Annotated in this window: 13 protein-coding genes and 1 pseudogene; 6 read left to right on the forward strand and 8 right to left on the reverse strand. The window is 40.0% G+C overall.

Annotated elements, in window-relative coordinates:
- Positions 1-5 precede the first annotated feature (5 nt).
- Together CJF29_RS03885 and CJF29_RS03890 are read right to left on the reverse strand one after the other, a co-directional pair.
- On the reverse strand, positions 6-1,418 hold the full coding sequence (locus CJF29_RS03885; protein ID WP_008777225.1) for a RagB/SusD family nutrient uptake outer membrane protein: 1,413 nt from the start codon (positions 1,416-1,418) through the stop codon (positions 6-8).
- Between the two features lie 20 nt (positions 1,419-1,438).
- Complete coding sequence (locus tag CJF29_RS03890) at positions 1,439-4,474, reverse strand: SusC/RagA family TonB-linked outer membrane protein (protein ID WP_032852825.1); 3,036 nt, start codon at positions 4,472-4,474, stop codon at positions 1,439-1,441.
- A gap of 449 nt (positions 4,475-4,923) precedes the next feature.
- Here CJF29_RS03890 and CJF29_RS03895 point away from each other — a divergent pair.
- The 5 genes and pseudogenes from CJF29_RS03895 to CJF29_RS03915 all read left to right on the forward strand — a co-directional run bounded on the left by CJF29_RS03895 (position 4,924) and on the right by CJF29_RS03915 (position 14,804).
- Positions 4,924-6,096, forward strand: a pseudogene (locus CJF29_RS03895) (site-specific integrase).
- Between the two features lie 905 nt (positions 6,097-7,001).
- Entirely contained in the window at positions 7,002-9,881 is a 2,880-nt protein-coding gene (locus CJF29_RS03900; protein WP_413544524.1) for a SusC/RagA family TonB-linked outer membrane protein, read from the forward strand.
- Positions 9,882-9,894: 13 nt separating this feature from the next.
- Positions 9,895-11,355 carry a SusD/RagB family nutrient-binding outer membrane lipoprotein gene (locus CJF29_RS03905; RefSeq protein WP_099146640.1) on the forward strand — a complete coding sequence of 487 codons (1,461 nt, stop codon included), beginning with the start codon at positions 9,895-9,897 and terminating at the stop codon, positions 11,353-11,355.
- A 102-nt stretch (positions 11,356-11,457) separates the two neighbouring features.
- Positions 11,458-12,720, forward strand: coding sequence for a GTPase HflX (hflX, locus tag CJF29_RS03910; RefSeq protein ID WP_004326261.1), 1,263 nt, complete (start codon positions 11,458-11,460; stop codon positions 12,718-12,720).
- A 92-nt stretch (positions 12,721-12,812) separates the two neighbouring features.
- On the forward strand, positions 12,813-14,804 hold the full coding sequence (locus CJF29_RS03915; RefSeq protein ID WP_004299189.1) for a DUF4954 family protein: 1,992 nt from the start codon (positions 12,813-12,815) through the stop codon (positions 14,802-14,804).
- Here CJF29_RS03915 and CJF29_RS03920 read toward each other — a convergent pair.
- Positions 14,776-15,036, reverse strand: coding sequence for a hypothetical protein (locus tag CJF29_RS03920; protein ID WP_224262987.1), 261 nt, complete (start codon positions 15,034-15,036; stop codon positions 14,776-14,778). The two genes, CJF29_RS03915 and CJF29_RS03920, sit on opposite strands and share 29 nt — an antisense overlap.
- Positions 15,037-15,070: 34 nt before the next feature.
- On the opposite strand from CJF29_RS03920, the gene CJF29_RS03925 reads away from it, so the two are divergent.
- A complete protein-coding gene (locus tag CJF29_RS03925) occupies positions 15,071-16,708 on the forward strand; it encodes a fumarate hydratase (protein WP_008998956.1) in 1,638 nt (545 codons plus the stop codon).
- A gap of 167 nt (positions 16,709-16,875) precedes the next feature.
- Here the strand turns inward: CJF29_RS03925 and pelA are convergent, their stop codons facing one another.
- The 5 genes from pelA to rsgA form a co-directional block, all read right to left on the reverse strand.
- On the reverse strand, positions 16,876-17,970 hold the full coding sequence (gene pelA / locus CJF29_RS03930; RefSeq protein ID WP_099146641.1) for a pectate lyase: 1,095 nt from the start codon (positions 17,968-17,970) through the stop codon (positions 16,876-16,878).
- A 151-nt stretch (positions 17,971-18,121) separates the two neighbouring features.
- The gene (locus CJF29_RS03935; protein WP_081352715.1) at positions 18,122-19,462 is read right to left on the reverse strand and encodes a TolC family protein; all 1,341 of its coding nucleotides are present in this window, start codon (positions 19,460-19,462) and stop codon (positions 18,122-18,124) included.
- A complete protein-coding gene (locus CJF29_RS03940) occupies positions 19,459-22,491 on the reverse strand; it encodes an efflux RND transporter permease subunit (RefSeq protein ID WP_074559183.1) in 3,033 nt (1,010 codons plus the stop codon). Before CJF29_RS03940 ends, CJF29_RS03935 begins: the two co-directional genes overlap by 4 nt.
- A gap of 15 nt (positions 22,492-22,506) precedes the next feature.
- A complete protein-coding gene (locus tag CJF29_RS03945) occupies positions 22,507-23,592 on the reverse strand; it encodes an efflux RND transporter periplasmic adaptor subunit (RefSeq protein ID WP_008998953.1) in 1,086 nt (361 codons plus the stop codon).
- Between the two features lie 99 nt (positions 23,593-23,691).
- Positions 23,692-24,624, reverse strand: coding sequence for a ribosome small subunit-dependent GTPase A (rsgA, locus tag CJF29_RS03950; protein WP_004306535.1), 933 nt, complete (start codon positions 24,622-24,624; stop codon positions 23,692-23,694).
- Between the last annotated feature and the right edge of the window lie 95 nt (positions 24,625-24,719).

Below are 24,719 nucleotides of genomic sequence, written 5' to 3' on the forward strand. Positions count from 1 at the left end.
ATGTTTTATCGAGGTAAATTATTACTCCATCCCTCTGTTTGTATAACTCCAAAACCTGAATTGACTTCAAAAGAAGGTATTGGGTACACAAATTTTGCGATGTTGAAATTAGTGTACGATCCATCTGCTACACTAATAATTTTGCCTAATCTTCTTGCGTCAAAGAAGCGATGTCCTTCTTGAACCAGTTCTAATTTTCTTTCTTTATCAATGGCATCAATAACCGTTTGATCCTCTGCTATTTCATTGTCATCCAAATCCGGATTTCTTTTGGAAGCTACTTCCAATAGCTTTTCTTTAGCTTTTCCATAATTAGGAGTTGACTGTTTTGCATATGCTTCTGCCTGTATTAAATACATTTCAGGCAGTCTGAAAACTGGCAAATTAGAAATCTGATTATTGGTTGTGATACCACGCATTTTTCCACCAGTCCACGTACCGCCAAGAAGCGCCAGCCGAATATCATTAGGTGAATATTCTGCTACTGTTGCGCTGTTAATAGACAAACCGTATTTATTCCATAAAGTATTCAGAGCATTAGCGGACAAATAATCATCTTCGGCTTTTGCTATAAAGAAAATGTCTTCTGTCGAAACAGCCAATGTCGTGTACATATTCTTATAGTCTTCTTTGGTTGATACAATTGTACCACCACTTAGGGTTATTGCCTCTTGAGCCGCTGTAATAGCCCCTTCGTAATTTTTCATATAGAGTTTTACGCGAGCTTCAAGTGCAGCAACTGCAGCCGTATTCATATACTGTTTACCTACATTTTCAACACCTTCTTTAGCATAATATTCTTTAGCTTTCGTTATATCATCAAGAATCAGGCTATAATTTTGTTCTACACTGACTCTTGACACCTGTGAATAGGCAGGGACGGGTTCAGTAACGTTTACGATACCTAATGTCGTTTTGTTGGCTTCCGAATATGGCAAACCAAACATGTTAGTCAAATAGAAAGAGCAGAGGGCTTTAATAGCATAGGCTTGAGCGATGCATCCTTCCACTTCTGCCAGATCCCCCTTTGTTACTTCTTTAAATGAAGCACCTTCTTTAATGATACGTGCACAACGGTCGATAGCCCAATATCCGTATGCCCATATTTCTTCTATGTATGAATTAGTATCCAGTATCTGATAGCGGAAGATGTCATAGAAATGAGACGTTGCAACGGAATGTGAAGTGATATCCGTTGGCGCATCTCCAATTGCTAATACATCACGTCCCAGAAAACGATATGAACCTAATGTGTAATATACACCATTTAGAGCATTCTGAAAATCTTGGGTAGTAACCAAGGCTTCTTCTGTCGGAACAGAAGTTGATGGCGTTTCTGTCAAGAAGTCATCGCATGCGGTGAATGAAATTGCCATCCAACCGGTTAATAAAGCAAATAATATTTTCTTCATTGTCATAAATTTCTAAAGTTATTTTTTTAGAAGCTAAGATTAAGACCGAACATGATATTTCTAGGTACAGGATATGCCCAAGACTGCATACCGGTAGATCTGGTTTGTGGATCAAATCCTATAAAATCTTTAGCAGTGATAGTGAACAAATTGTCAGCAGAGATATAAACTCTTAAATTGTCAATAGCCACCTTATTCATAAGGTTCTTCGGAAGAGTATATCCTAAAACCATGGATTTCATTCTTAAATAAGAACCATTCATTAAGAAACGGCTGGAATTAGTTTCTGCTCCCGAGTTGTCTCCAGCTACAAATTTGGGTACGTCGGTTATATCTCCCGGCTTTTGCCAGCGGTTGTCATAAACGTAGTTAGATACCGGGCCTAAGAAATAATGTCCAACCTGCATATCAAATGCAAATCCGGAGTTATATACTTTATTTCCCAAGGTGAAACTGGTATCAAAAGAGAAGTCAAAACCTTTGTATTTGAAATTCATTCCAAAGCCACCATAAAATTTAGGATCGGCAGAACCTACAATTCGCTGACCGGCCTCATTTACATTTTTTGTTTTCTCATCCCCTTCTTGTCCTTTATACCACATTGCTTCTCCTGTTTCAGGATCCACTCCTGCATATTCCGGCATATAGAACGTATTATACGCTTCACCAACTTTTCTGATAGTTAGAGTATTCTCAATTGGTTTTTCTGTGGCAAGTTTTATGATTTTATTTTTATTTGCCGTACCAGTGAAGCGAACATCCCAACTGAAATCTTTATTTCTAAGTACGTTAGCGTTAATTAAGAATTCTATACCTTTGTTTTCCATCTCACCTACATTTTTCAGGATAGATCCGAATCCAGTTGTGTAAGAAAGTGGTACATCAAATATCATATCTTTTGTCCGTTGGTTATAATAGTCCACTTCGAGTGTCAGTCTTTCGAAGAAAACAGCATGGATACCGATATCGGCTTTCGCAACAGTCTCCCATTTAAGATCCGGATTGGCTATTTGGTAAGGAATAGCTCCAGGTTTGCCATTATAAGAATATCCATAATTATACAATCCCATTGCTGCATAATAACCAATATCCTGATTACCTACAGTTCCATAACTACCTCTGATAGTCAAATCTGTCAACCAATTTTTGGTATTTTCCATAAAGCTTTCGTTAGAGATTCGGTATTTTGCTCCTATAGACCAAAAAGGAGCCCATTTGTTGTTTACACCAAATCTTGACGAGCCGTCATAACGGAAACTGCCTGACAGATAATATTTATCATTCAAGTTATATTCTGCATTCATAAAGAATGAAGAAAGAGTGCTTGCTTTGGTTGAAGATCCCGCCCCTGTTGGCTTGGAAGCATTGTCCAATTCAAAAACAGCATCACTAGGATATCCACTGGCAGCTGCATAAATTGTTCTATAAGATATTTTCTGTGCTTCTTGTCCCAACAACACATTCAAATGATGCATGTCTTTGAAAGTGCGGTTGAAGTTTACGGTATTGGTAATGGTCAAGGTTGTTGCTCTTTCCTGGTTTCTTTGACCAAGCATACCACTACCGGAATATTGAGGATTATAAATTGAACTGTAAAAAAACTCGTCCAAGTCAATCAAGCTCAATCCTGCATTTGTCTTCCATGTTAAGCCATCAATAATATTATAAGTAAAATATGGATTCACAACCAATGTAATCTGCTTTTGATTGCGTTTATCACCTTTTTCTTTATCGTTAATAGCTACAGGATTATAATTAACATTTGTATTATATGTTCCGTCTTCATTGCGCACCTGTTCAAACGGACGGATGTCATATACTGCTACAATAGGATTAGTATATTGGCTTTCAGTCATAGTGTTGTTTATATCGGAGAGTGCTCCATTCACAGAAAGTCCATATCCTATCCGTCCGCTTTTTCCATCTAAACTAATACGTCCGCTATAGCGTTTCATTCCAGTTCCGATGACGATACCTGTATTCTGAAAATATCCTCCACTAATATAATAGCGCAAATTTTCATTCCCACCTTGAGCACTGATATCATATTCTTGTGAAAAACCATTTTGCAGAATCTCCTTCAGCCAATCCACACTCTTGATATTTTGCGTCAAGTCCACATTATACCAATCCATAACATAGGCATTCAGCCATTCAGCAGAAGTCATGCCATCCTCACCGTCATATCCTGCATTTGTTAGTCCTTCGGTCCAGATCTCTTTGTATTTATCCAGATTTGTCGTACGATAATTATGATCTATCTTACCTACAAAACTAGTTCCGACTTTTGCATTCACATTAAAACGCGCTTTTCCCAGACTACCTTTTTTAGTAGTAACTACAATTACTCCATTCGCTGCACGAGCTCCATAAATAGCTGTAGCTGTAGCATCTTTCAAAACTGTGATGGACTCAATGTCGTTAGGATTGATATTAGCCATCGGACTTGCCGCCATATCCCCTGTTCCGGCTTTGTTATAAGCCCCCATTTTGTCTGTGTAAATGGCAATACCATCAATTACGTATAAAGGTTCAGTTCCAGAGTTCATTGAACCAACCCCACGAATAGTAGTAGAAGCATATGCACCAGGTTGTCCAGTCAAGCTATTTACTTGTAAACCAGCTACTGATCCTTCCAAAGACTTCATAAAGTTTGCATCTGTTTTTTTCATCAAGTCCTTATTATCCACCGTTTGGGCAGATCCCGTAAATGCCGCTTTTTTAGTTACCCCATATCCGGTTACCACAACCTCATCTATTAGCTGTGCATCAGATTTGAGAACCACTCGCAAATTGGGCTTTATCGCCACTTCCTGTGTTTGCATTCCGATGTACGAAATCTGCAAAGTCTTTGCAGAACTTGGTACATTTGACAAATTAAAATTACCATTTACATCTGTGATTGTACCTTGGGTGGTACCTTTTACCAACACAGAAGCACCAACAACTGGTTGCCCGTCTTCTTCAGAAATCACAACGCCTGTGACCTTTTGAGTCTGGGCAGTTACTAGGCCTATGCCCACAAAAAGGCATGCCAATAACAGCATTAATTTTCTTTTCATAAATTCTCTCTTAAAGTTTAACTTTACATTATTTGTATCTTTACTCTAACAATTTGCAAATATATTAATAAAACTGAAACTAGCAATTATATTAATAAAAAAAGGTTGCAAATATAACATTTTGTTATTTTATAAGCTGTATTTATGCCGATAAGCATATTTTTTTCAACCAAAAGCTTTGATTGCTAAAACAGCAATTGACACTTTGCATAAGCAAAATGCCTCTTTTAATATTTCTTTTACTCGTTTTTAGTCATAAAACACCTTTGAAGGCCATTCTTTTTGCTTTTTTCGTGAAAAAGCGAATAAAAAAGTGGCATTTAATTTAAAGTTTTGTGAATACCAAGTGATTTGAAGATTTATTTTTTAGAGATATTAATGCTTATTCGCCTCTGATATAGCACAGAATTACGTCTAATTTGTTCTATTATTAATTAAAAAATGAAAGTATGGAAAAGATCAGTTACAACCTTGTGTTTAACAGAAAGAAAAGATTGAATAAAAGAGGAATGGCATTAGTTCAGGTAGAAGCCTATCTGAACAGGAGAAAGATGTATTTCTCCACCAAAATATATCTCAAACCGGAACAGTGAGATACCAAACGAAAAATGGTGAAGAATCATCCTAATGCGAATGTTTTGAATCGTATGTTATATGAAAATATAGCAGCTATTGAGCAAACAGAACTTGGACTATGGCAACAGGGAAAGTCCATATCGTTAGATTTATTAAAAAATTCGATTGATAAACCTCTAAGCAATGGAAGGTCGTTTTTGACTTTTTTTAAAGAGGAGATAGCCAATTCTTCTTTGAAAGAAAGTACCCGTCAAAATCACCTTTCCACGCTTGAATTACTTCAGGAATTCAAGAAAGAGGTATTATTTACCGATTTGACATTTGAGTTTGTGTCTTCATTTGATAATTACCTGCAATCTAAAGGTTATCACCTTAATACTATTGCCAAGCACATGAAGCATCTGAAACGATATATTAATGTTGCAATAAATAAGGAGTATATGGATATACAGAAGTATGCCTTTAGAAAATATAAAATTAAAAGTATAGAAGGAAGCCATACACACTTAGCTCCGGAAGAGTTACACAAATTTGAGAATTTGCAGCTGACTGGAAGATATACGAGACTGCAAAAAACAAAAGATGCTTTTTTATTTTGCTGTTATGCTGGATTACGATATTCTGATTTCACTAATCTGACCTCTGCAAATATTGTTGAGTTCCATCAGGAGACTTGGATAATATACAAATCTGTCAAAACAGGTATGGAGGTACGCCTTCCTTTATATTTATTATTTGAGGGTAAAGGAATCCAGATATTACAACGCTATAAAGATGACCTCAATAGTTTTTTCAAGTTGAAAGACAATTCTAATATTAATAAGGAATTAAACATATTGGCAGGCTTGGCTAAAATTGATAAACGTGTATCGTTTCACACCGCCCGTCATACAAATGCTACCTTATTATTATATAATGGTGCCAATATAACTACTGTACAAAAACTGTTAGGACATAAAAGTGTAAAGACCACGCAGGTATATGCGAATATAATGGATATTACAGTGGTGCGTGATCTTGAGAAAACTGCCTCATCAAAAAAATAATAATAAGCACAAAAACTAAACGAAAGTGTTCTGTTTTTAAGATTTGGTTATAGAAATGGAAGGTATAATTTTCTCTAATAGAAGAAAGTGTGTATAATTAAATGAAAGAATATGCAATATAAGTTCCGAAAACGCATATATATAATCTAAAGATACATCATAATTACGAATATTATCACTCGTCCCATTTAAAGGAATAAAGCGTTCCTTTAAAAGGAACGAGTCATTGGTCGTAGAGAAGCCCTTGCTTTCTTTAAAAGGAAAGGATTAAAAGCTAATTTATAAACTTGACAGCCTCTAATAGCTATTAAAATCCGGCATTTGGGGTTCTTTCATTTTAGCATCAGATAAATGATAAATACCTCTTTTTGCATAATTAGATGTAATTACACAATCTCTTTGATACAGAAAAAGCATATAACCATCCAATATAAATATTCATCAATCATATTCTCTGCGATTTTGGAGGATATTTGAATCCACCCCTGCATATTTTAAAATATACAGTAATAAAATATGCATTTTTTCATCTGGAGTTTTTCTTTTTCTTAGATTACCGTTTGCTAATGAATATATTATTATAGTCAATAATTATTGGATATAATTTAGAACAAGAAAACCATCTTCAACAGTTAAGATGGAAATAAGTTTTAGCTTATATCATATAAGATAAGAACTTAAATAATTAATTAATAGATGGTTATGCCCTATTTTTGATAGAAATCTGGTATCATAAATCAGTAAACTAATATGTTTGGTAGGTGCTTAATATATTGATAATCTGCATAATAACTACAACAAAAAAATATTTCCAAAGGAAAGCAAACATCATATATATTGTTAGTAATCAACATATTATAGTTGTATTTAGTTCTGCAAAGACTTTGCAGATTTCGTACATCGGAATGCAAACACAAGAAGTGGTGATCAAACCAACTTTAAAAGTTGTGCTAAAGTCTGATTCCCAAAATCTAGATGAGGTTGTAGTGACAGCTATGGGGATTAAGCGATCGGAAAAATCCCTAGGTTATGCCGTATCTAGTGTGAAGGGAGATGAAATAACTAAAGCACGTGAAAGTAATGTACTTAACTCATTGTCTGGTAAGATTGCGGGACTGCAAATAGCCCAATCATCTGGTACGGTAGGTGGTAGTTCAAGTATACAGATTCGTGGTGCCTCTTCTATTGGTTCCGTTTCTTCTCCTTTATTTATTATTGACGGGCTTCCAATTGACAATGGTTCTTATAATCCTGACAGAACTAATGGTATAGTCGATGTTGGTAACCGTGCAGGGGATATCAATTCAGACGATATTGAATCTATCAATGTATTGAAAGGAGCAGCTGCAACAGCATTGTATGGAGCGCGTGCAAAGGATGGTGCTATTGTTATTACTACAAAGAAGGGAAAAAAGAACTCTCCGGTATTTGTAACAGTAAACTCTTCTACACGATTTGAAAATGTACTGAAGTTACCTGATTTTCAAAATGAATATGCACAAGGTAGTTATGGCGTATATAATGTGAAAATGTTGAATGGTTGGGGACCGAAGATTTCATCGGTACAAGATCAACAGTTTACAGATTACAAAGGTGACAAAGTGACTTTGAAAGCAAATCCTGATAATGTAAAGGATTTCTATGAAACTGGAATGAGTTATATTAATAATGTATCAGTTGCGGGTGGTGGTGAAAAGGCCGACTTCCGCTTGAGCTTTACTTCTACTAATCAGACTGGTGTTGTACCTGGATCTGACTATAATAAATACGCTTTTTCTGTCAATGCGGGTATGAATTTTACTAAGAACTTCACAGGTCGTATTTCTGCTCAATATATACGTTCCGACTCTGAAGGTCGTCCAGCGCAAGGTGCAAATGATAGTAACCTACTGATTCCATTGATTAATGGATTGCCGAGAACTATTGATATACATGATATTCAAAAGAATTGGGTGGATGAGAATGGAAAGCAAATCACATTAGATCCGGAAGGTAAAAGTAATAATCCATATTGGATTATTAATAAGAATAAGTTTACCAATAATTTAGATCGTATGATTGGTAATATTACATTGACTTATAAACCGATTGAAGGATTGACTATCACCAATAATGCCGGAACAGATTTTTACACAGAAGGAAGGCGTAAGGTATATGCAAAAGGTACTGTAGGAGCCTTGAACGGAAAGTTCCAGACTTGGAATTTGTATAAAAGAATTATAAATAATGACTTAATGGTTTCTTACGAGAAGACTTTTGCAAATGACTATCATTTTAAGGTAATGATGGGGCATAATCTCTATCAGGAGGAATGGAAGAATGAAAATGTGCAGGCGCAGAATCTGGTTGTTGATGGGCTATACACATATACTAATGCGAAGTCTACTACTCCGGTAAATTATTATGAAAAGAAACGTCTTGTTGGTTTATATGGAGATATTAGTTTGGGATACAAAGATATGCTTTTCGTAAATGTAACAGGACGTAATGACTGGTCGTCTACTCTACCGATCAATAATCGTTCCTATTTCTATCCTTCCATAAGTGGTAGTTTTATTTTTACGGAGTTGATGGAAAACAAAGATATTCTGAATTTTGGTAAGGTTCGTTTGAGTTATGCTAATGTGGGTAGTGATGAAGATCCGTACAATTTGGCATTTAAATATACTCCCGCTAGTACTTACTTTTTGCAATATCTGGGTAATGTTAACACTTTCCCCCATATGGGATTAGTTGGCTTTACGGGACCTCGTGTCTTACCAAATGAGAATTTGAAGCCGCAAAATCAAAGTCCTTTTGAAGTTGGAGCTGATTTGCGTTTCTTCGGTGGAAAAATTAGGTTAGATATGACTTATTATAGCAATATTACAAAGAATCAGATTGTAAGTATTGATGTCCCATTGTCAACAGGCTACTTTGCCAATAATATTAATGCCGGGAAGATTGCCAATAAAGGTGTTGAAGTAACTTTGGGGTTGACTCCTGTGGAAACACGTGATTTTAAATGGGACCTGGATGCAACATTTGCTTCAAATAAGCAGACAGTGGAGGAGTTAGCTGAAGGACTTGATGAATATACGTTAACGAGTGGACTGAGCGGTTTACAAATTAAGGCTGCTAAAGGAGATTCGTTTGGCTTGTATGGCACGGGTTGGAAACGTGATGACCAAGGAAATTATGTGATTAATTCTAAAACAGGTTTGAGAGAAACTGTTAATAACGTGCGTTTAGGAGATGTATATCCTGATTTTACGATGGGAATCAACAATACATTTACTTATAAGGGAGTTACCTTGAGTTTCTTGATTGATATCCGTCATGGAGGTTCTTTGTATTCAGAGACTGTAGCTAATTTAAGAAGTAGCGGTTTGGCTGCTGAAACAATAGCTCACCGTGAAGATGCTTCCTTTATTGAGCCGGGTGTAATCCTTCAGGATGATGGAACATATAGACCTAATGATGTTCCTGTGAAAAGTATGCAGGATTATTGGCAGCATATATCCAATTCTAGTAATAATGAAGGGAATATCTATAATGCATCATTTGTAAAACTCAGAGAGGTACAGTTGTCTTATAGCTTCCCACGCAAATGGTTCAAGAGCTTTTTTGTTAAATCATTGGATTTAGGTTTTGAGGCACGTAACTTATGGATTATTAAAGATCATGTGCCACATATTGATCCGGAAGCTAACTTCTTCGGTCCTTCTCAGATTGGGGGTGGTGTAGAGTTTAACAGCATACCTTCTACCAGAAGTTTTGGATTTAATGTCAGATTAACATTGTAAGATTTAAACGAATATGATAATGAAAAAGAAAATATTAACATACGCATTGAGCGCTTTGGCATGTTTAACTTCATGTAGCGATTGGCTCGATATTAACCATGATCCCAATACTGCCGAGAAAGTTGATCCCGGGTATTTGTTTAACTATGTAGCTGTAAACTGGGCTGGAACACGCACTGGTGGTGACTTTTATATTCCTTTATCTATGAGTTCGCAGTGTCAAGTTGATGGTGGACTTGATTACGGTGGCTGGGATGAATCTGTATATACTATTTCTCCTTATAGTACAGGGAATGTCTGGAAACATTATTATTCTGTAGGTGGCAATAATTTGATGTTAGCTATTAAAAATGCAGAAGAGTCAGAACCGGTGAATCACAATGCTATTGCGCAGTGTAAGATTCTTTTGGCTGAGCATATGTATGAGGCAACGATGTTGTGGGGAGATATTCCTTTCACAGAATCCTGGAACGGAACAATTAAATATCCGAAATTTGATTCTCAGGAAAGTGTATTGAATGGTGTTTTGTCATTACTTGATGAGGCATTACAGCTTATAGATCTGAATGATGCTAATGCAATTGATGAGTACGATATCTATTACAAAGGTGATATGAATAAATGGATGACTTTGGCAAAGTCTTTAAAGTTTAGAACATTGATGGTTATGGTAGATAAAGACCCTTCTAAGGCTGCTGCTATTGGTACGTTGCTGCAGGCTGGAGGAATGGTTGCATCAGCAGCGGACAATTTGGTATTTCCTTACTCTACAGATCCGGGTAACCAGAACCCTAAATATGAACTTATAGAATTGGTTGGGGGGACACAAATATTGTTCTTTGCCAGCAATTATATGTTGAAACCGATGCAAGAACGTAATGATCCCCGTATTCCCTGTTATTTTGAACCGGGTGCGGATGGTGTATACCGGGGGTTGGGTAATAGAGAGGCTGCAAAGACGGATGATGAAGAAAATCTACTGTCATCTGTTGTAAGCAACTACCTTTTCAGAAGAGACGCTCCGGAATTGATTTATTCTTGTCAAGAACAGCTACTTTTGGAAGCAGAAGCTTATGCGCGCGGATTAGGAGTTGCTCAAAATCTGTCGAAAGCTAATGAACTGTACCTGAAAGGAATTCGTGAAGCATGTGCTTTTTATGGAGTTGCGGAATCCGATATTGATACATATGTTACAGGTTTACCGGAATTGACAACGATGACCCAGGAAAAAGCTCTGTATGAGATTCATATGCAGCAATGGATTGATTTGATGGATCGTCCGTTTGAGGAGTTTGTACAATGGAGGCGATCTGGTACTGCCGGAAACGAGGTTCCGACATTGCAAGTCTCGGAAGATGCAACTTCAAAAGAATTGATCAGAAGATGGGAATATAGTCCTGAAGAAATGACAGCTAATATTAATGCACCGAAAGAATCTCCGAAAATCTGGGAAAAACTATGGTTTGATTTATAATTGAATTACCATAAATGATACGAAAAAGAGGACAATAAAACATTGTCCTCTTTTTTTTTGTTATATTTGCGCCCACATTATTATATATAATAGAAGTAAAGAATGAAAGAATTTGTAATATCCGAAGCCAAAGTAGAAACAGCAGTGCTTGTAGGACTCATCACACAGACGCAGGATGAGCGTAAAACAAACGAGTATCTGGATGAACTGGCTTTCCTTGCCGAGACGGCTGGGGCGGAAGTTGTGAAACGATTTACACAGAAGTTGCCGACGGCTAACTCTGTAACTTATGTTGGAAAAGGAAAGTTGGAAGAAATCAGACAATATATCCATGACGAAGAGGAAGCAGAACGTGAAGTAGGAATGGTCATCTTTGATGATGAGCTTTCTGCGAAACAGATTCGTAATATTGAAGCTGAACTGAAAGTGAAGATACTGGACCGTACTTCACTGATTCTTGATATATTTGCCATGCGTGCGCAGACAGCCAATGCGAAGACACAGGTAGAACTGGCACAGTATAAATATATGTTGCCGCGTTTGCAGCGGCTTTGGACTCACTTGGAACGCCAGGGAGGTGGTTCCGGTGCCGGTGGTGGCAAAGGTTCCGTGGGACTTCGTGGTCCGGGTGAAACACAGCTTGAGATGGACCGCCGTATCATCCTGAACCGTATGTCATTGCTGAAAGAACGTCTAGCGGAGATTGACAAGCAGAAAGCTACCCAACGCAAGAATCGCGGACGCATGATACGTGTTGCACTGGTTGGTTATACCAATGTGGGAAAATCAACCATGATGAATCTTCTCTCCAAGAGTGAAGTGTTTGCGGAAAACAAACTGTTCGCTACTTTAGACACTACTGTGCGCAAAGTGATTATCGATAATCTACCGTTCCTGTTGTCAGATACAGTAGGGTTTATTCGCAAGTTACCCACCGACTTGGTAGAATCTTTTAAATCTACCCTGGATGAGGTACGTGAAGCAGATTTGCTTGTGCACGTAGTCGATATTTCCCACCCCGGATTTGAGGAACAGATTGAGGTGGTGAACAAGACCCTGGCAGAGATTGGAGGCAGTGGCAAACCTATGATACTTGTATTTAATAAAATAGACGCTTACACCTACGTGGAGAAAGCGCCGGACGACCTTACCCCCCGAACAAAGGAAAACTTAACACTCGAAGAACTGATGAAGACGTGGATGGCAAAAATGGAGGATAACTGCCTCTTTATTTCCGCCCGCGAACGAATCAATATAGACGAACTGAAAAATGTAGTTTATCAGCGAGTGAAAGAATTACACGTTCAGAAATATCCCTATAACGATTTTCTTTATCAGACCTACGAAGAAGAAGAGGAAGAATAATCAATATGCTAATATGCTGATGTGCCAATTGGTTGCGCGTACTGCATCAGAATTGGCACATTGGCATATGGGCACATTAACACATTATTAAGATGAAAGACTATCGTAGATTGACTGAAGATGAGATACTTCAGTTGAAGAGCCAGTCATGTCTGGCCGATGATTGGGGAAATGTATCAGTGGCAGAGGGTTTTAATTGTGAGTACGTCCATCATACCCGTTTCTCGGGTGAAGTAAAACTGGGGGTATTCGAAGCTGAATTTACATTGCCGGGGGGAATCAAGAAACATTCGGGATTACGTCATGTGACGTTGCACAATGTGTCGGTGGGCGATAACTGCTGTATTGAGAATATACAGAACTATATTGCTAATTATGAGATTGGCAGTGACACCTTCATTGAGAATGTAGATATTATTTTAGTGGATAGGTTAAGCACTTTTGGTAATGGGGTAGAAGTGGCAGTCTTGAATGAAACAGGAGGCCGTGAGGTGTTGATGAACGATAAATTGTCTGCGCACCAGGCATATATTCTTGCACTGTACCGCCATCGTCCCGAGCTGATAAACCGTATGAAATCTATTGCGGATTATTATTCCAATAAACATGCTTCTGCTGTCGGCAGTATTGGCAATCATGTGATGATTCTCAATACGGGCTCGATCAAGAATGTCCGGATTGGTGATTACTGCCATATCTGTGGGACCTGCCGCTTATCCAATGGCAGCGTCAATAGTAATGTGACGGCACCTGTACATATCGGACATGGTGTAATCTGTGATGACTTTATTATTTCTTCCGGCTCTAAAGTGGATGACGGTACGATGCTGACTCGTTGTTTCGTCGGACAATCCTGTAAACTGGGACACAATTATTCCGCTTCCGATTCTTTATTCTTCAGTAATTGTCAGGGAGAGAACGGTGAGGCATGTGCTATTTTTGCAGGTCCTTTTACGGTGACACACCATAAATCTACTTTATTGATTGCCGGTATGTTCTCGTTTATGAATGCGGGTTCGGGGTCCAACCAGAGTAATCACATGTATAAGTTAGGTCCTATCCATCAGGGAACGATGGAAAGAGGAGCGAAGACCACTTCCGATTCATATATCTTATGGCCGGCACGTGTCGGGGCCTTCTCTTTGGTAATGGGACGTCATGTTAATCACGCCGATACTTCCAATCTTCCTTTCTCTTACCTGATAGAGCAGCGGAATACCACTTATTTGGTTCCGGGAGTTAACTTGAGAAGTGTGGGTACTATCCGTGACGCACAGAAATGGCCGAAGCGTGATAAGCGAAAAGATCCGAACCGGCTGGATTATATCAATTATAACCTGCTGAGTCCTTATACCATTCAGAAGATGTTTAAAGGACGTTCCATTTTGAAAGAATTGAAACGTGTATCCGGTGAAACTTCAGAGATCTACTCCTACCAGAGTGCTAAAATCAAGAACTCTTCTCTGAATAACGGAATTCGTTTTTATGAAATCGCCATTCACAAGTTCTTGGGAAACTCCATCATAAAACGATTGGAGGGTATTAATTTCCAGACCAATGAAGAAATCCGTCAGCGACTGAAACCTGACACGGAAATCGGACTTGGCGAATGGGTGGATGTTTCCGGACTGATTGCTCCCAAGAGTGAAATCGACCGATTGTTGGATGGTATTGAGAATGGAACAGTCAATCGTTTGAAATCCATCAATGCAAGCTTTGCAGAAATGCACGAGAATTATTATACCTATGAATGGACATGGGCTTATCATAAGATTCAGGAATTCTACGGCCTGAATCCGGAAACGATTACAGCACAAGATATCATCGGTATCGTGAAAGCGTGGCAGCAAGCTGTTGTCGGATTGGATAAGATGGTATATGAGGATGCCAAGAAAGAATTTTCGTTGTCTTCCATGACCGGATTTGGTGCTGACGGCTCCCACGACGAAATGAAGCAGGATTTTGAGCAAGTACGCGGTGATTTCGAAAGTAATACCTTTGTGACTGCCGTCTTGAAACATATTGAAGATAAAACAGCTCTTGGAAACGAGTTAATCAAACGGATTGAAGCAATCGAATCATAATAGGAGTGGCAGATGGCGAACTGTGGATGATAAACAGGATATGATAAATAGCAAACTGTAAATAAAATAGTGAGCGGTGAACGGCAGATGTCAATGAATGGCATAGCTTGTTTACCGCTCGTTGTTTATTGTTTATGATTGTCTTTTGCTGTTCCTGCTTTTCTCCGTTATTCATTCTTAATTCTTCATTCATCATTCGCCATTCTTCATTCTTAATTACTACCTTTGCCACACTAACTAACATTACGTAATAAAATAAGAAACTTATGGCAACACCTCCGTTTAAGTATCAGCCCATGTTTGAAAAGGGAAAAGATACAACTGAGTATTATCTGCTTACAAAAGACTATGTATCAGTAAGCGAGTTTGAAGGAAATCCTATCCTGAAAATTGAGAAAGAAGGTTTGACTGCGATGGCTAATGCAGCTTTTCGTGATGTATCATTCATGCTTCGTCGTTCGCACAACGAACAGGTTGCTAAGATTCTGAGTGATCCGGAAGCAAGTGAAAACGATAAGTATGTGGCATTGACTTTCCTGCGTAACGCGGAAGTTGCTTCAAAAGGTGTACTTCCTTTCTGTCAGGACACTGGTACTGCTATTATCCATGGTGAAAAAGGACAGCAGGTATGGACTGGATATTCTGATGAAGAAGCGCTTTCACTGGGCGTATATAAAACATACACTGAAGAGAACCTGCGTTATTCACAGAATGCGCCTTTGAATATGTATGATGAGGTAAATACAAAATGTAACCTCCCTGCACAGATTGACATCGAAGCTACCGAAGGTATGGAATACGAATTCCTTTGCGTAACAAAAGGTGGTGGTTCTGCCAACAAGACATATTTGTATCAGGAAACAAAAGCGATCCTGAATCCCGGTACACTGGTTCCATTCCTGGTTGAAAAAATGAAAACATTGGGAACAGCCGCTTGCCCTCCTTATCATATCGCTTTCGTGATCGGTGGAACTTCTGCTGAAAAGAACTTATTGACAGTGAAGCTGGCTTCTACTCATTTCTATGATAACTTGCCGACTACTGGAAACGAATATGGCCGTGCATTCCGCGACATCGAACTGGAAAAAGAAGTTTTGGCAGAAGCTCACAAAATTGGATTGGGCGCGCAATTCGGAGGTAAATATCTTGCTCATGACGTACGCATCATCCGTTTGCCTCGTCACGGTGCTTCTTGTCCGGTAGGTTTGGGAGTGTCTTGCTCTGCCGACCGTAACATCAAATGTAAAATCAATAAGGACGGTATCTGGATTGAGAAGCTGGATTCAAATCCGGGCGAACTTATTCCTGTAGAACTGCGTCAGGCTGGTGAAGGTGATGTTGTGAAGATCGACTTAAATCGTCCGATGTCTGAAATCCTGAAAGAACTGACTAAATATCCGGTTGCTACCCGTCTGTCACTGAACGGAACAATCATCGTAGGGCGTGACATCGCTCATGCTAAACTGAAAGAACGTTTGGATCGCGGTGAAGACTTGCCACAATATATTAAGGATCATCCTATTTATTATGCAGGTCCGGCAAAAACCCCGGAAGGCATGGCTTGTGGCTCTATGGGTCCTACTACGGCAGGACGTATGGACTCTTATGTAGAACTGTTCCAAAGTCATGGCGGTAGCATGGTGATGTTGGCTAAAGGCAACCGTAGCCAGCAGGTGACAGATGCTTGTAAGAAATATGGTGGTTTCTATCTTGGCTCTATCGGAGGTCCGGCAGCTATCCTTGCACAGAATAACATCAAGAGCATCGAATGTGTGGAATATCCGGAATTGGGTATGGAAGCCATCTGGAAAATTGAAGTAGAAAACTTCCCTGCATTTATCTTGGTGGATGATAAGGGTAATGACTTCTTCAAACAGTTGAAACCGTGGAATTGCACAAAATAACCGGTTTTAACCTGTTGGGATAAAACTTTAAGAAGAGGCTAAATGCCCTGAATTTATAAAATCCCCTCACTCTGCAATGTAGTGAGGGGATTTCATCTTTTGAGGACTTAAAGACTTTCCGGATATTTATTTTTGTAGTGTAGATATCAGCCTTTCATCATTTGTGATTACTTATTCTGTTCTTTTTTCCATTTTTCATATCTCTTCAATACCTTACTACCATCTTTGTTATACCAACTATAACCATTCCGGCGCTCATGCCCGATTTCCGATATATCATATTTTTTAATGCCGTCACGGTCGCAGAAAAAAGGCCGGTTCGTTTCCAGTTCATAAAAACGTGCCCAGAGAGTTGGACAGTCTTCACAGGGAACCATACGATAGTCTTTTTTACCTTCGCTGTTAGTGAAATATTCCTTCTGTATTCCTTTTATTTTAGACTTTTGGAACCATTTGATTGCTCCTTCTATGGATTTTACAACTTCTGCGGATGGATTAGGAAGTGACATCAACAGCAATACAATATTGTCCGACTCTTGTCCGCTTAGTGACGGAAGTTCATAAGCACGTGCTTTGCAGGGTTCCAAAGTGACACGGTCGTGTTGTGCGCACCATACCGTTAATTCTCCATTTTGGCGCACCTGCGTTTTGAGTATACACTCTATACCTTTGTTAAATGCATTGCGTGCTTGTTCGCAGATATTGTCAGGAAGAAAAGTATATGGAGCTTTCTTTTCGTATATGCTCCGAAGTTGATTCATGACTCTCACCATTGCATTGTCATTGTAGGTGATTTGTACATAATAACCTTTGGGACGTGGATAAAATTGAGGCCATCCTCCGTTTTCATATTGCGATTTGAGCAGATATTGAATACCGTTCAGCACTCCTTCTTTATATTTCTCTTTCTGTGTAGCCAGATAAAGTCGTGCCAGATATTCTATTTCTGTCGTGGTGGCATTGTTGTCGATTGTGCTTTGGTTGATATCCTCTTTGGCTTTTAGTGCCGCCTTATATTCTTGTTCCGTCAGTTCTGCCGGCATATAGATATTCTTGGGCCAGCCTCCGGTAGTTTGTTGATACAGTAACACGTTGTCACCAATGCGTTGGGCTTCTTCTGTCTTAAAAAAATCATCGTCAAATTTGGGAGCGATGTGTACCCATTCTTTGTAGTTTTGCTGTTTTCTGTAATCTGTTGCTTTTTGGGCTGAGGCATTTGTCAGGATAAAAAGTAATAGTAAGAAAAGACTTAGTTTTCTCATGGCTTTTATTATTTAATGTTTTTATGGTATGCAAATGTAGAAAGAAAGAAGAATAACGATATATAATAACTGTTTTTTATGCAGTAAAAATTGGGTTAACCTTCCCGATAAGAAGATTAACCCAATAAAAAAATAAATGGAAACTACTTCCTTATTCCAGATACTTCGTAATCTTTCCGCTGATTTGCAACAGGGATATTTCGCAAAGTTTCGTATTGTATTCGGCAGAGAGGATGCGTTCCTCTGCATCTAACAAACTTTTTTGTGCTTCGCGCACTTCAAAACCGGAGAGGTCTCCCTGTATATAACGGTCCATGGCAATATCGTGGTTGTCCTTGGCGGTTATCAGGTTCTGACGTTCCAGATTCAACAATTGGAGATTGTTGCGATAGGCTTGCCATAGGTTACTAAGATCAGAGCGGAGTGCTAACTCCATGTCCTGTCGTTCCAGACGACGATTTTTGAAAGCCAGACTCGCATTTCTCTTTTCGCGGCGGCGATTACCGTCGAATATATTAAAACCGACAGTTATTCCGGCATTGAAACCCAGTTCACCTCTTCTACTGTTTGCGTTGATGTCATACTTGTTGAACGTATATCCATATCCGGTATTTAATTTGAGATATGGATAGTTGCGTGAGTTTATTTTCTTGTAGTCCAATTGGGCAAGTACCGTGTTTTGATCGGCTTTAAGCAAAGAAGCATTGGTTGCTAACGTAGAATTCCACAAGTCATCAAATTGCAAGTCGCTGTGTACGTCAATGGTAGAGTCTTTGATAATAATGTTTTGATTGACGTTGTTGTTGGCCATTAGTTCATTCAACTGGATGCGTGAAGAATGGAGCAATTCCTGTTGTTTGATGTATTGGGCACTGTCTGCATTGAAATCCACTTTTGCCTGCTGATAATCCAGTCCTGAAAACTTACCAACCAGGTGACTAGCCTCGGCTATGCGTAAGCGCTCTTTGGAAAGCGACATTGCATAATGAAAGTTTTTCAGACGAATCTTCTGCTGAATAAAATTATAGTATTCGGAAGTCAGGGCAGCAATAAAATCCTCAATAGCGATACGGGTGTTGGTTTCTCCCTGACGTTCCAGTTCTTTCAACTGTTTGTAGGTGGTGCTGATATTGAATCCGTCGAAAATAGTCCAGTTGAGGTTAAGACCGACATTAACCGTCTGATCGTAGACTCCGTTATTCTTTGTTATTTCTCCGGTAGCACGCGCCTTGGTTTCAATATTGTCCAAGTTTCCGGTATATCCGGCAGAGAAGTCCAGTGTAGGCAGGTAACCCGCATTTCCCAACGTTGCGTTGTTTTTGCTGATCTGCTCTTCGTTGTGGATGATACGTAAAGAGTAATTATTTTGCAATCCTTCTTCCAGACACTCCTTTAGAGTGAGGACTTGTGCCTTTGCAAAAGAGACTGATAAGAAGGCACATGCAATGGTTATATAAATGATGCGTTTCATGCAAATTCCTTTCTGTTTCATTCTTGTAATTTTTTGATTCGGTTAGTCGAAATGTAACTGTAAATAGCCGGTACAATGTACATCGTAAGCAGAGTGGATACGACCATACCACCTACCACTGCCGTACCCATGGCGATACGCTGGTTACAACCTTCTCCGGTGGCAAATGCCAGCGGAATAAGTCCCAAAACCGTAGAGGCACTTGTCATCAGAATCGGACGGAGGCGTTGTAGTGCAGCATCTTTGATGGCGCTCATTTTATCCTCTCCGGCTTCCTGTTTCTGATTGGCAAATTCTACAATCAGGATACCGTTCTTTGCCACCAGACCGATCAGCATGATAATACCGATCTGACTGAAAATATTCATCGTAATATCTCCGAAATACATGAAGACCAAAGCTCCGGCAATAGCCAGTGGTACTGTCAACATGATAATCAGCGGATCTTTGAAACTTTCAAACTGGGCTGCCAGAATCAGGTAAATCAGAAGAATGGCCAGGATAAAGGCGAACATCAGACTGGAAGAACTTTCACGATATTCTTTCGAGTCCCCCGACAGGGCGGTGCGGAAAGTATCGTCCAGTGTTTCCTTGGCAATCTTATCCATCTCGTCCAAACCTTGCCCGATTGTTTTTCCATCTGCCAATCCTGCAGAAATTGTAGCTGACACAAAACGGTTATAGCGATATAATTTGGGAGGAGCAATACCGCTTTCCAACTCAATCAAGTTATCCAACTGAATCATATCTCCACTATTGCTACGAACGTAAATCGCTTTCAAGTCAGCCGGCTTGTTTCGTTGCTGGCGGTTAATTTCACCAAGAATCTCATATTGCTTACCGTTCATATAGAAATATCCCATACGCTGACCGCTCAATCCATATTGCAGCGTTTGAGCAATATTTTTGGTACTTACTCCCATAATACTGGACTTGTCGCGGTTGATCTGGATACGTGCTTCCGGCTTACTGAACTTCAAGTCAACGTCCGCCATCTGGAAGACAGGATTCTCATATACTTTAGCCATAAACTTAGGCAGCACTTCTTCCAACTTTTCCAAATTGGTAGCTTGAAGTACATATTGAACAGGCATACTTCCACGACGTCCACCGAAAGAAGACTGTTGTTGTACGAATGAACGTGCCATTGTTTTTTTCTGTACTGCTTTCGATATTTTCTCCGCAACATCCATCTGTGTGTAATCACGGTCCTTCATATCTTTCAGTGTGATACGCACGTTTCCGCTACCACTGGATACACGGGCAGTCACTGATTCCGCATCAGGAAGAATGGAGTCTACCAGCTGGTTGATATCTTCCGTATAATCCCGGATATATTCATAAGTGACACCTTCTGCTCCTCGTGTATTGATACTGATTTGCGAACGGTCTTCAAGTGGAGCCATTTCCGCAGGAACTGCATTCCACAGAATACCAATCAGGCAAATGGTGATGAAAGTAAATGGAAGAGCGATCCAGCGTTTGCCGAGGAAAGCGGCAAGTGACCGGCTGTATAGCCGGTTCATTCCTTCAAAGAATGGTTCTGTTTTTGCATAGAACCAACTCTGCTTTTCCCGTTTTATGAGCAATTTCGTTGCCAACATCGGCGTGAAAGTCAATGCGGCAAATGAGGAAATAATAACCGAACCGGAAATTACGATACTGAACTCACGGAACAGTCGTCCCGTCATTCCATCCATAAAGACGATAGGGAAGAATACCGCTACCAGTGTAATAGTCGTTGAAATAACGGCAAAGAAGATTTCTTTGGCTCCTTCTATGCCCGCTTCTTTCGGGGCCATTCCTTTCTCGATACGGATGTATATATTTTCCGTCATAACGATGGCATCATCTACCACCAGTCCCACCGACAGTACGATGGCGAGCATGGAAAGCACATTGATGGAGAATCCGGCCAGATACATGACGAAGAATGCACCGATAAGGGAGACAGGAATTACGATACAAGGCACCAATGTAACGCGCCAGTCACGCAGGAAGAGGAAGATAATGATAATTACGAGTACAAAAGCCTCATACACCGTTGACTTTACCTCATTGATAGACGCACGGATAAACTTGGTATTATCAAAACCGTAGTTATAGTGTACGTCTTCCGGCAAGTCCTTTTTCATCTGTTCCATACGTTGGTATACCGCATCCGCAATCTCAATATGGTTGGCTCCCGGCTGTGGGATAACAACGACGCCCACCATCGGAACACCGTTCATTTTCATATAACTCTTGATGTCGGCAGGTCCCAGTTCGGCACGTCCGATATCGCTGAAACGGACAATACGGTTATTCTCTTCTTTGATAATCAAATCATTGAATTCATCTGCGGTATGCATCAATCCCAGTGTTCGGATAGTCAGCTCGGTGGTATTTCCTTCGATACTACCGGAAGGAAGTTCCACATTCTCATTGTCTACGGCGTTTTTAACGTCGATAGGAGTGATACCGTAGCCGGCCATTTTAACCGGGTCGAGCCAGAGACGCATGGAGTAACGCTTTTCTCCCCAGATAGATACACTACTTACATCGGAAATGGTCTGTAACTGTTCTTTTACAGTCAAGTCCGCTATTTCACTTAATTCCAACAAGGAGCGTTTATCACTCTGAAGAGCAACCATCAGGATCGGTTGGGCATCGGCATCGGCTTTTGAAACAGTCGGAGGGTCACAGTCGCGAGGCAGATAACGTTGGGCACGTGAAACCTTGTCACGTACGTCGTTGGCTGCTGTTTCCAAATCGACGGACAATTCAAATTCTACCGTGATGCGGCTTTGTCCCTGCTGACTCACACTGGACAAAGAACGGATACCGGGAATACCGTTGATATTCTGTTCCAACGGTTCGGTTATCTGATTCTCGATAACATCGGCATTAGCTCCCGGATAAGAGCAACTGACAGAAATGATCGGATTATCCACTGACGGATATTCGCGGACACCCAGATAGTTGTATCCGATGAATCCGAAAAGGAGGATAATGATCGTTAATACTGTGGCTAATACCGGGCGACGTATACTTAATTCGGATATATTCATAGGGCGCTGGTATTATTAATCAATATTGTCAAGTGTGACTGCAAGTCCGGTGCGGAGCTGTAGTGTTCCTGAAGTAATGATTGTATCTCCTATGTGCAGCCCTCTTATTGCCTGTACTTCAGATGCCGTGCGGATGCCGGTAATAATATCCACCGGTTCGGCTTTTCCTGATTTATACAGATAGACTTTATCCTTACCCATTTCCGGCACGATTGCTTCTGTAGGGATGGCTATCGCATTAGGAATTTCTTCTTTTTTCAATAATACGCTTGCGTAACGGCCGGGAAGTAAGGTATGATGAACATTCGGGTATAATGCACGAGCGGTAAATTGATGCAGATTCGGGTCGATAGCCGATTCTACAGCGTATACTTGTGCACCGAAAGCATCCAACGTTCCTTCCACACTGAAGTTGAGGTTAGTTCCCTTCTTGATTTGCTTGGCATAACGTTCCGGTACGGAGAATTCCACTTTCAATGGAGCGATTTTAGTCAGTTTGGCAACCACTGTAGTCGGAGAGGCATACGTACCGACACTGACTTGTCGAAGTCCGATAATTCCGTCAAACGGAGCGCGAAGTTCAGTCAGTTCGATATTGGTTTTTATAATTTCTATGTCGGCGTTCAGGGTAGCTAAATCCGTCTTAACCTGTTCGTAGGCTTCTTTACTGACAGCATCCCGTTTCAACAAAGCGTCCTGACGGAATACACGGTCTTCTGCCAGTTTCAATTGTGAAATCAATCTTTGCAATTGCGCCTGCAACTGTCGGTCGTTTACCTTGGCTAGTAATTGGCCTTTCTTTACGGCCGTTCCTTCTTCGAAGTTGATTTCTACAATTTTTCCCGAAGTCTCGAAAGATAAATCCACTTCTTCGTCGGGCAGAAGCACACCGGTAGTGGTAAACTCATCTGTCAGGGATTGCGGTTTTATGACCTTGGCATTTACATTTAGTACTTGTTTTCCTCTTTTCTGATTGCCGCTCATTACTTTGTCGGCGGCTGCTAGTTCGTCGTTTTTTTTCGGTAATTGTGAGTAGATTCCTCCACCGATGATTCCGGCACCAACAAGAATAATGATGCCCCACTTAGTCTTCTTATTCATGGTTTAGTATTGTATATAGCAATTATATTATATGTCATCAAAGATTAGACTTCTCCCAAAGGGAAAGGTTTAAAGAAGAAAAAAGTAAAAAAGAGTTAATCAGTAGGCAGCCCGGTATTTCCCTTCCTCTTTATCTTCCAACATATTTAGATAAGAGGTATAGCGGGATTCGCTGATGAGATGTTCTTCCACTGCTTTGCGTACGGCACATCCCGGTTCATGACGGTGGGTGCAGTTACCATATTTGCAGTCGGCAGAAATTTTGAATATTTCAGGAAAATAGTGTCCGATCTCTTCTTCCTCCATATCGAATGTGCCGAAGCCTTTGATGCCCGGAGTGTCGATAATATAACCGTTTCCTTCTACGGGAAACATCTCGGAGAAAGTGGTGGTATGCATTCCTTTGTTATGGTAAGAAGAAATCTCGCCGGTTCTGGTTTCTATGCCCGGCAGTATGGAATTGATAAGAGTTGATTTGCCGACTCCCGAATGTCCGGAGAATAAGGTGATTTTGCTTTCCAGAGCTTTCTTGATTTCCTCCACTCCATTACCGTTCTTTGCGGAAACTTTGAAGCAGGGATAGCCGATCTGTGTATATAAGTTGATGAGTGCGTCCAGATAGCGGAGTTCGTCCTCGTCGTAGGCATCTACCTTATTAAATACCAGTTTGACGGGAACACGATAGGCCTCTGCGGATGCGAGGAATCGATCAATAAAAATAGTGGAAGTTTCGGGATAATTGATCGTTACCACCAGCATACACTGATCGAGATTGGCGGCAAGGATGTGGGATTGTTTGGAAAGATTGGAAGAACGGCGAACGATGTAGTTCTTTCTATCTTCTATTTCGCTGATAAAAGCAGTGCCTTCCTGATTAAGTATAATCTGAACACGATCGCCTACTGCTACAGGATTAGTGCTGCGAATCCCTTTCAGTCGGAAATTACCTTTGATTTTACATTCGATAGATTGTCCGTCATCGGTTTTCACCTGATACCAACTACCCGTGTTTTTGATTACTAATCCCTTCATTTATTTAGTTGATAGTTAATAGTTGATAGTTGAGAATTGGTTGCATTATCCAGTAACTGCATAGTAACTATCAACTCTCAACTATCAATTCTCAA

Origin of the sequence: Bacteroides celer (assembly GCF_002632415.2) — a bacterium.
GTDB lineage: Bacteria > Bacteroidota > Bacteroidia > Bacteroidales > Bacteroidaceae > Bacteroides.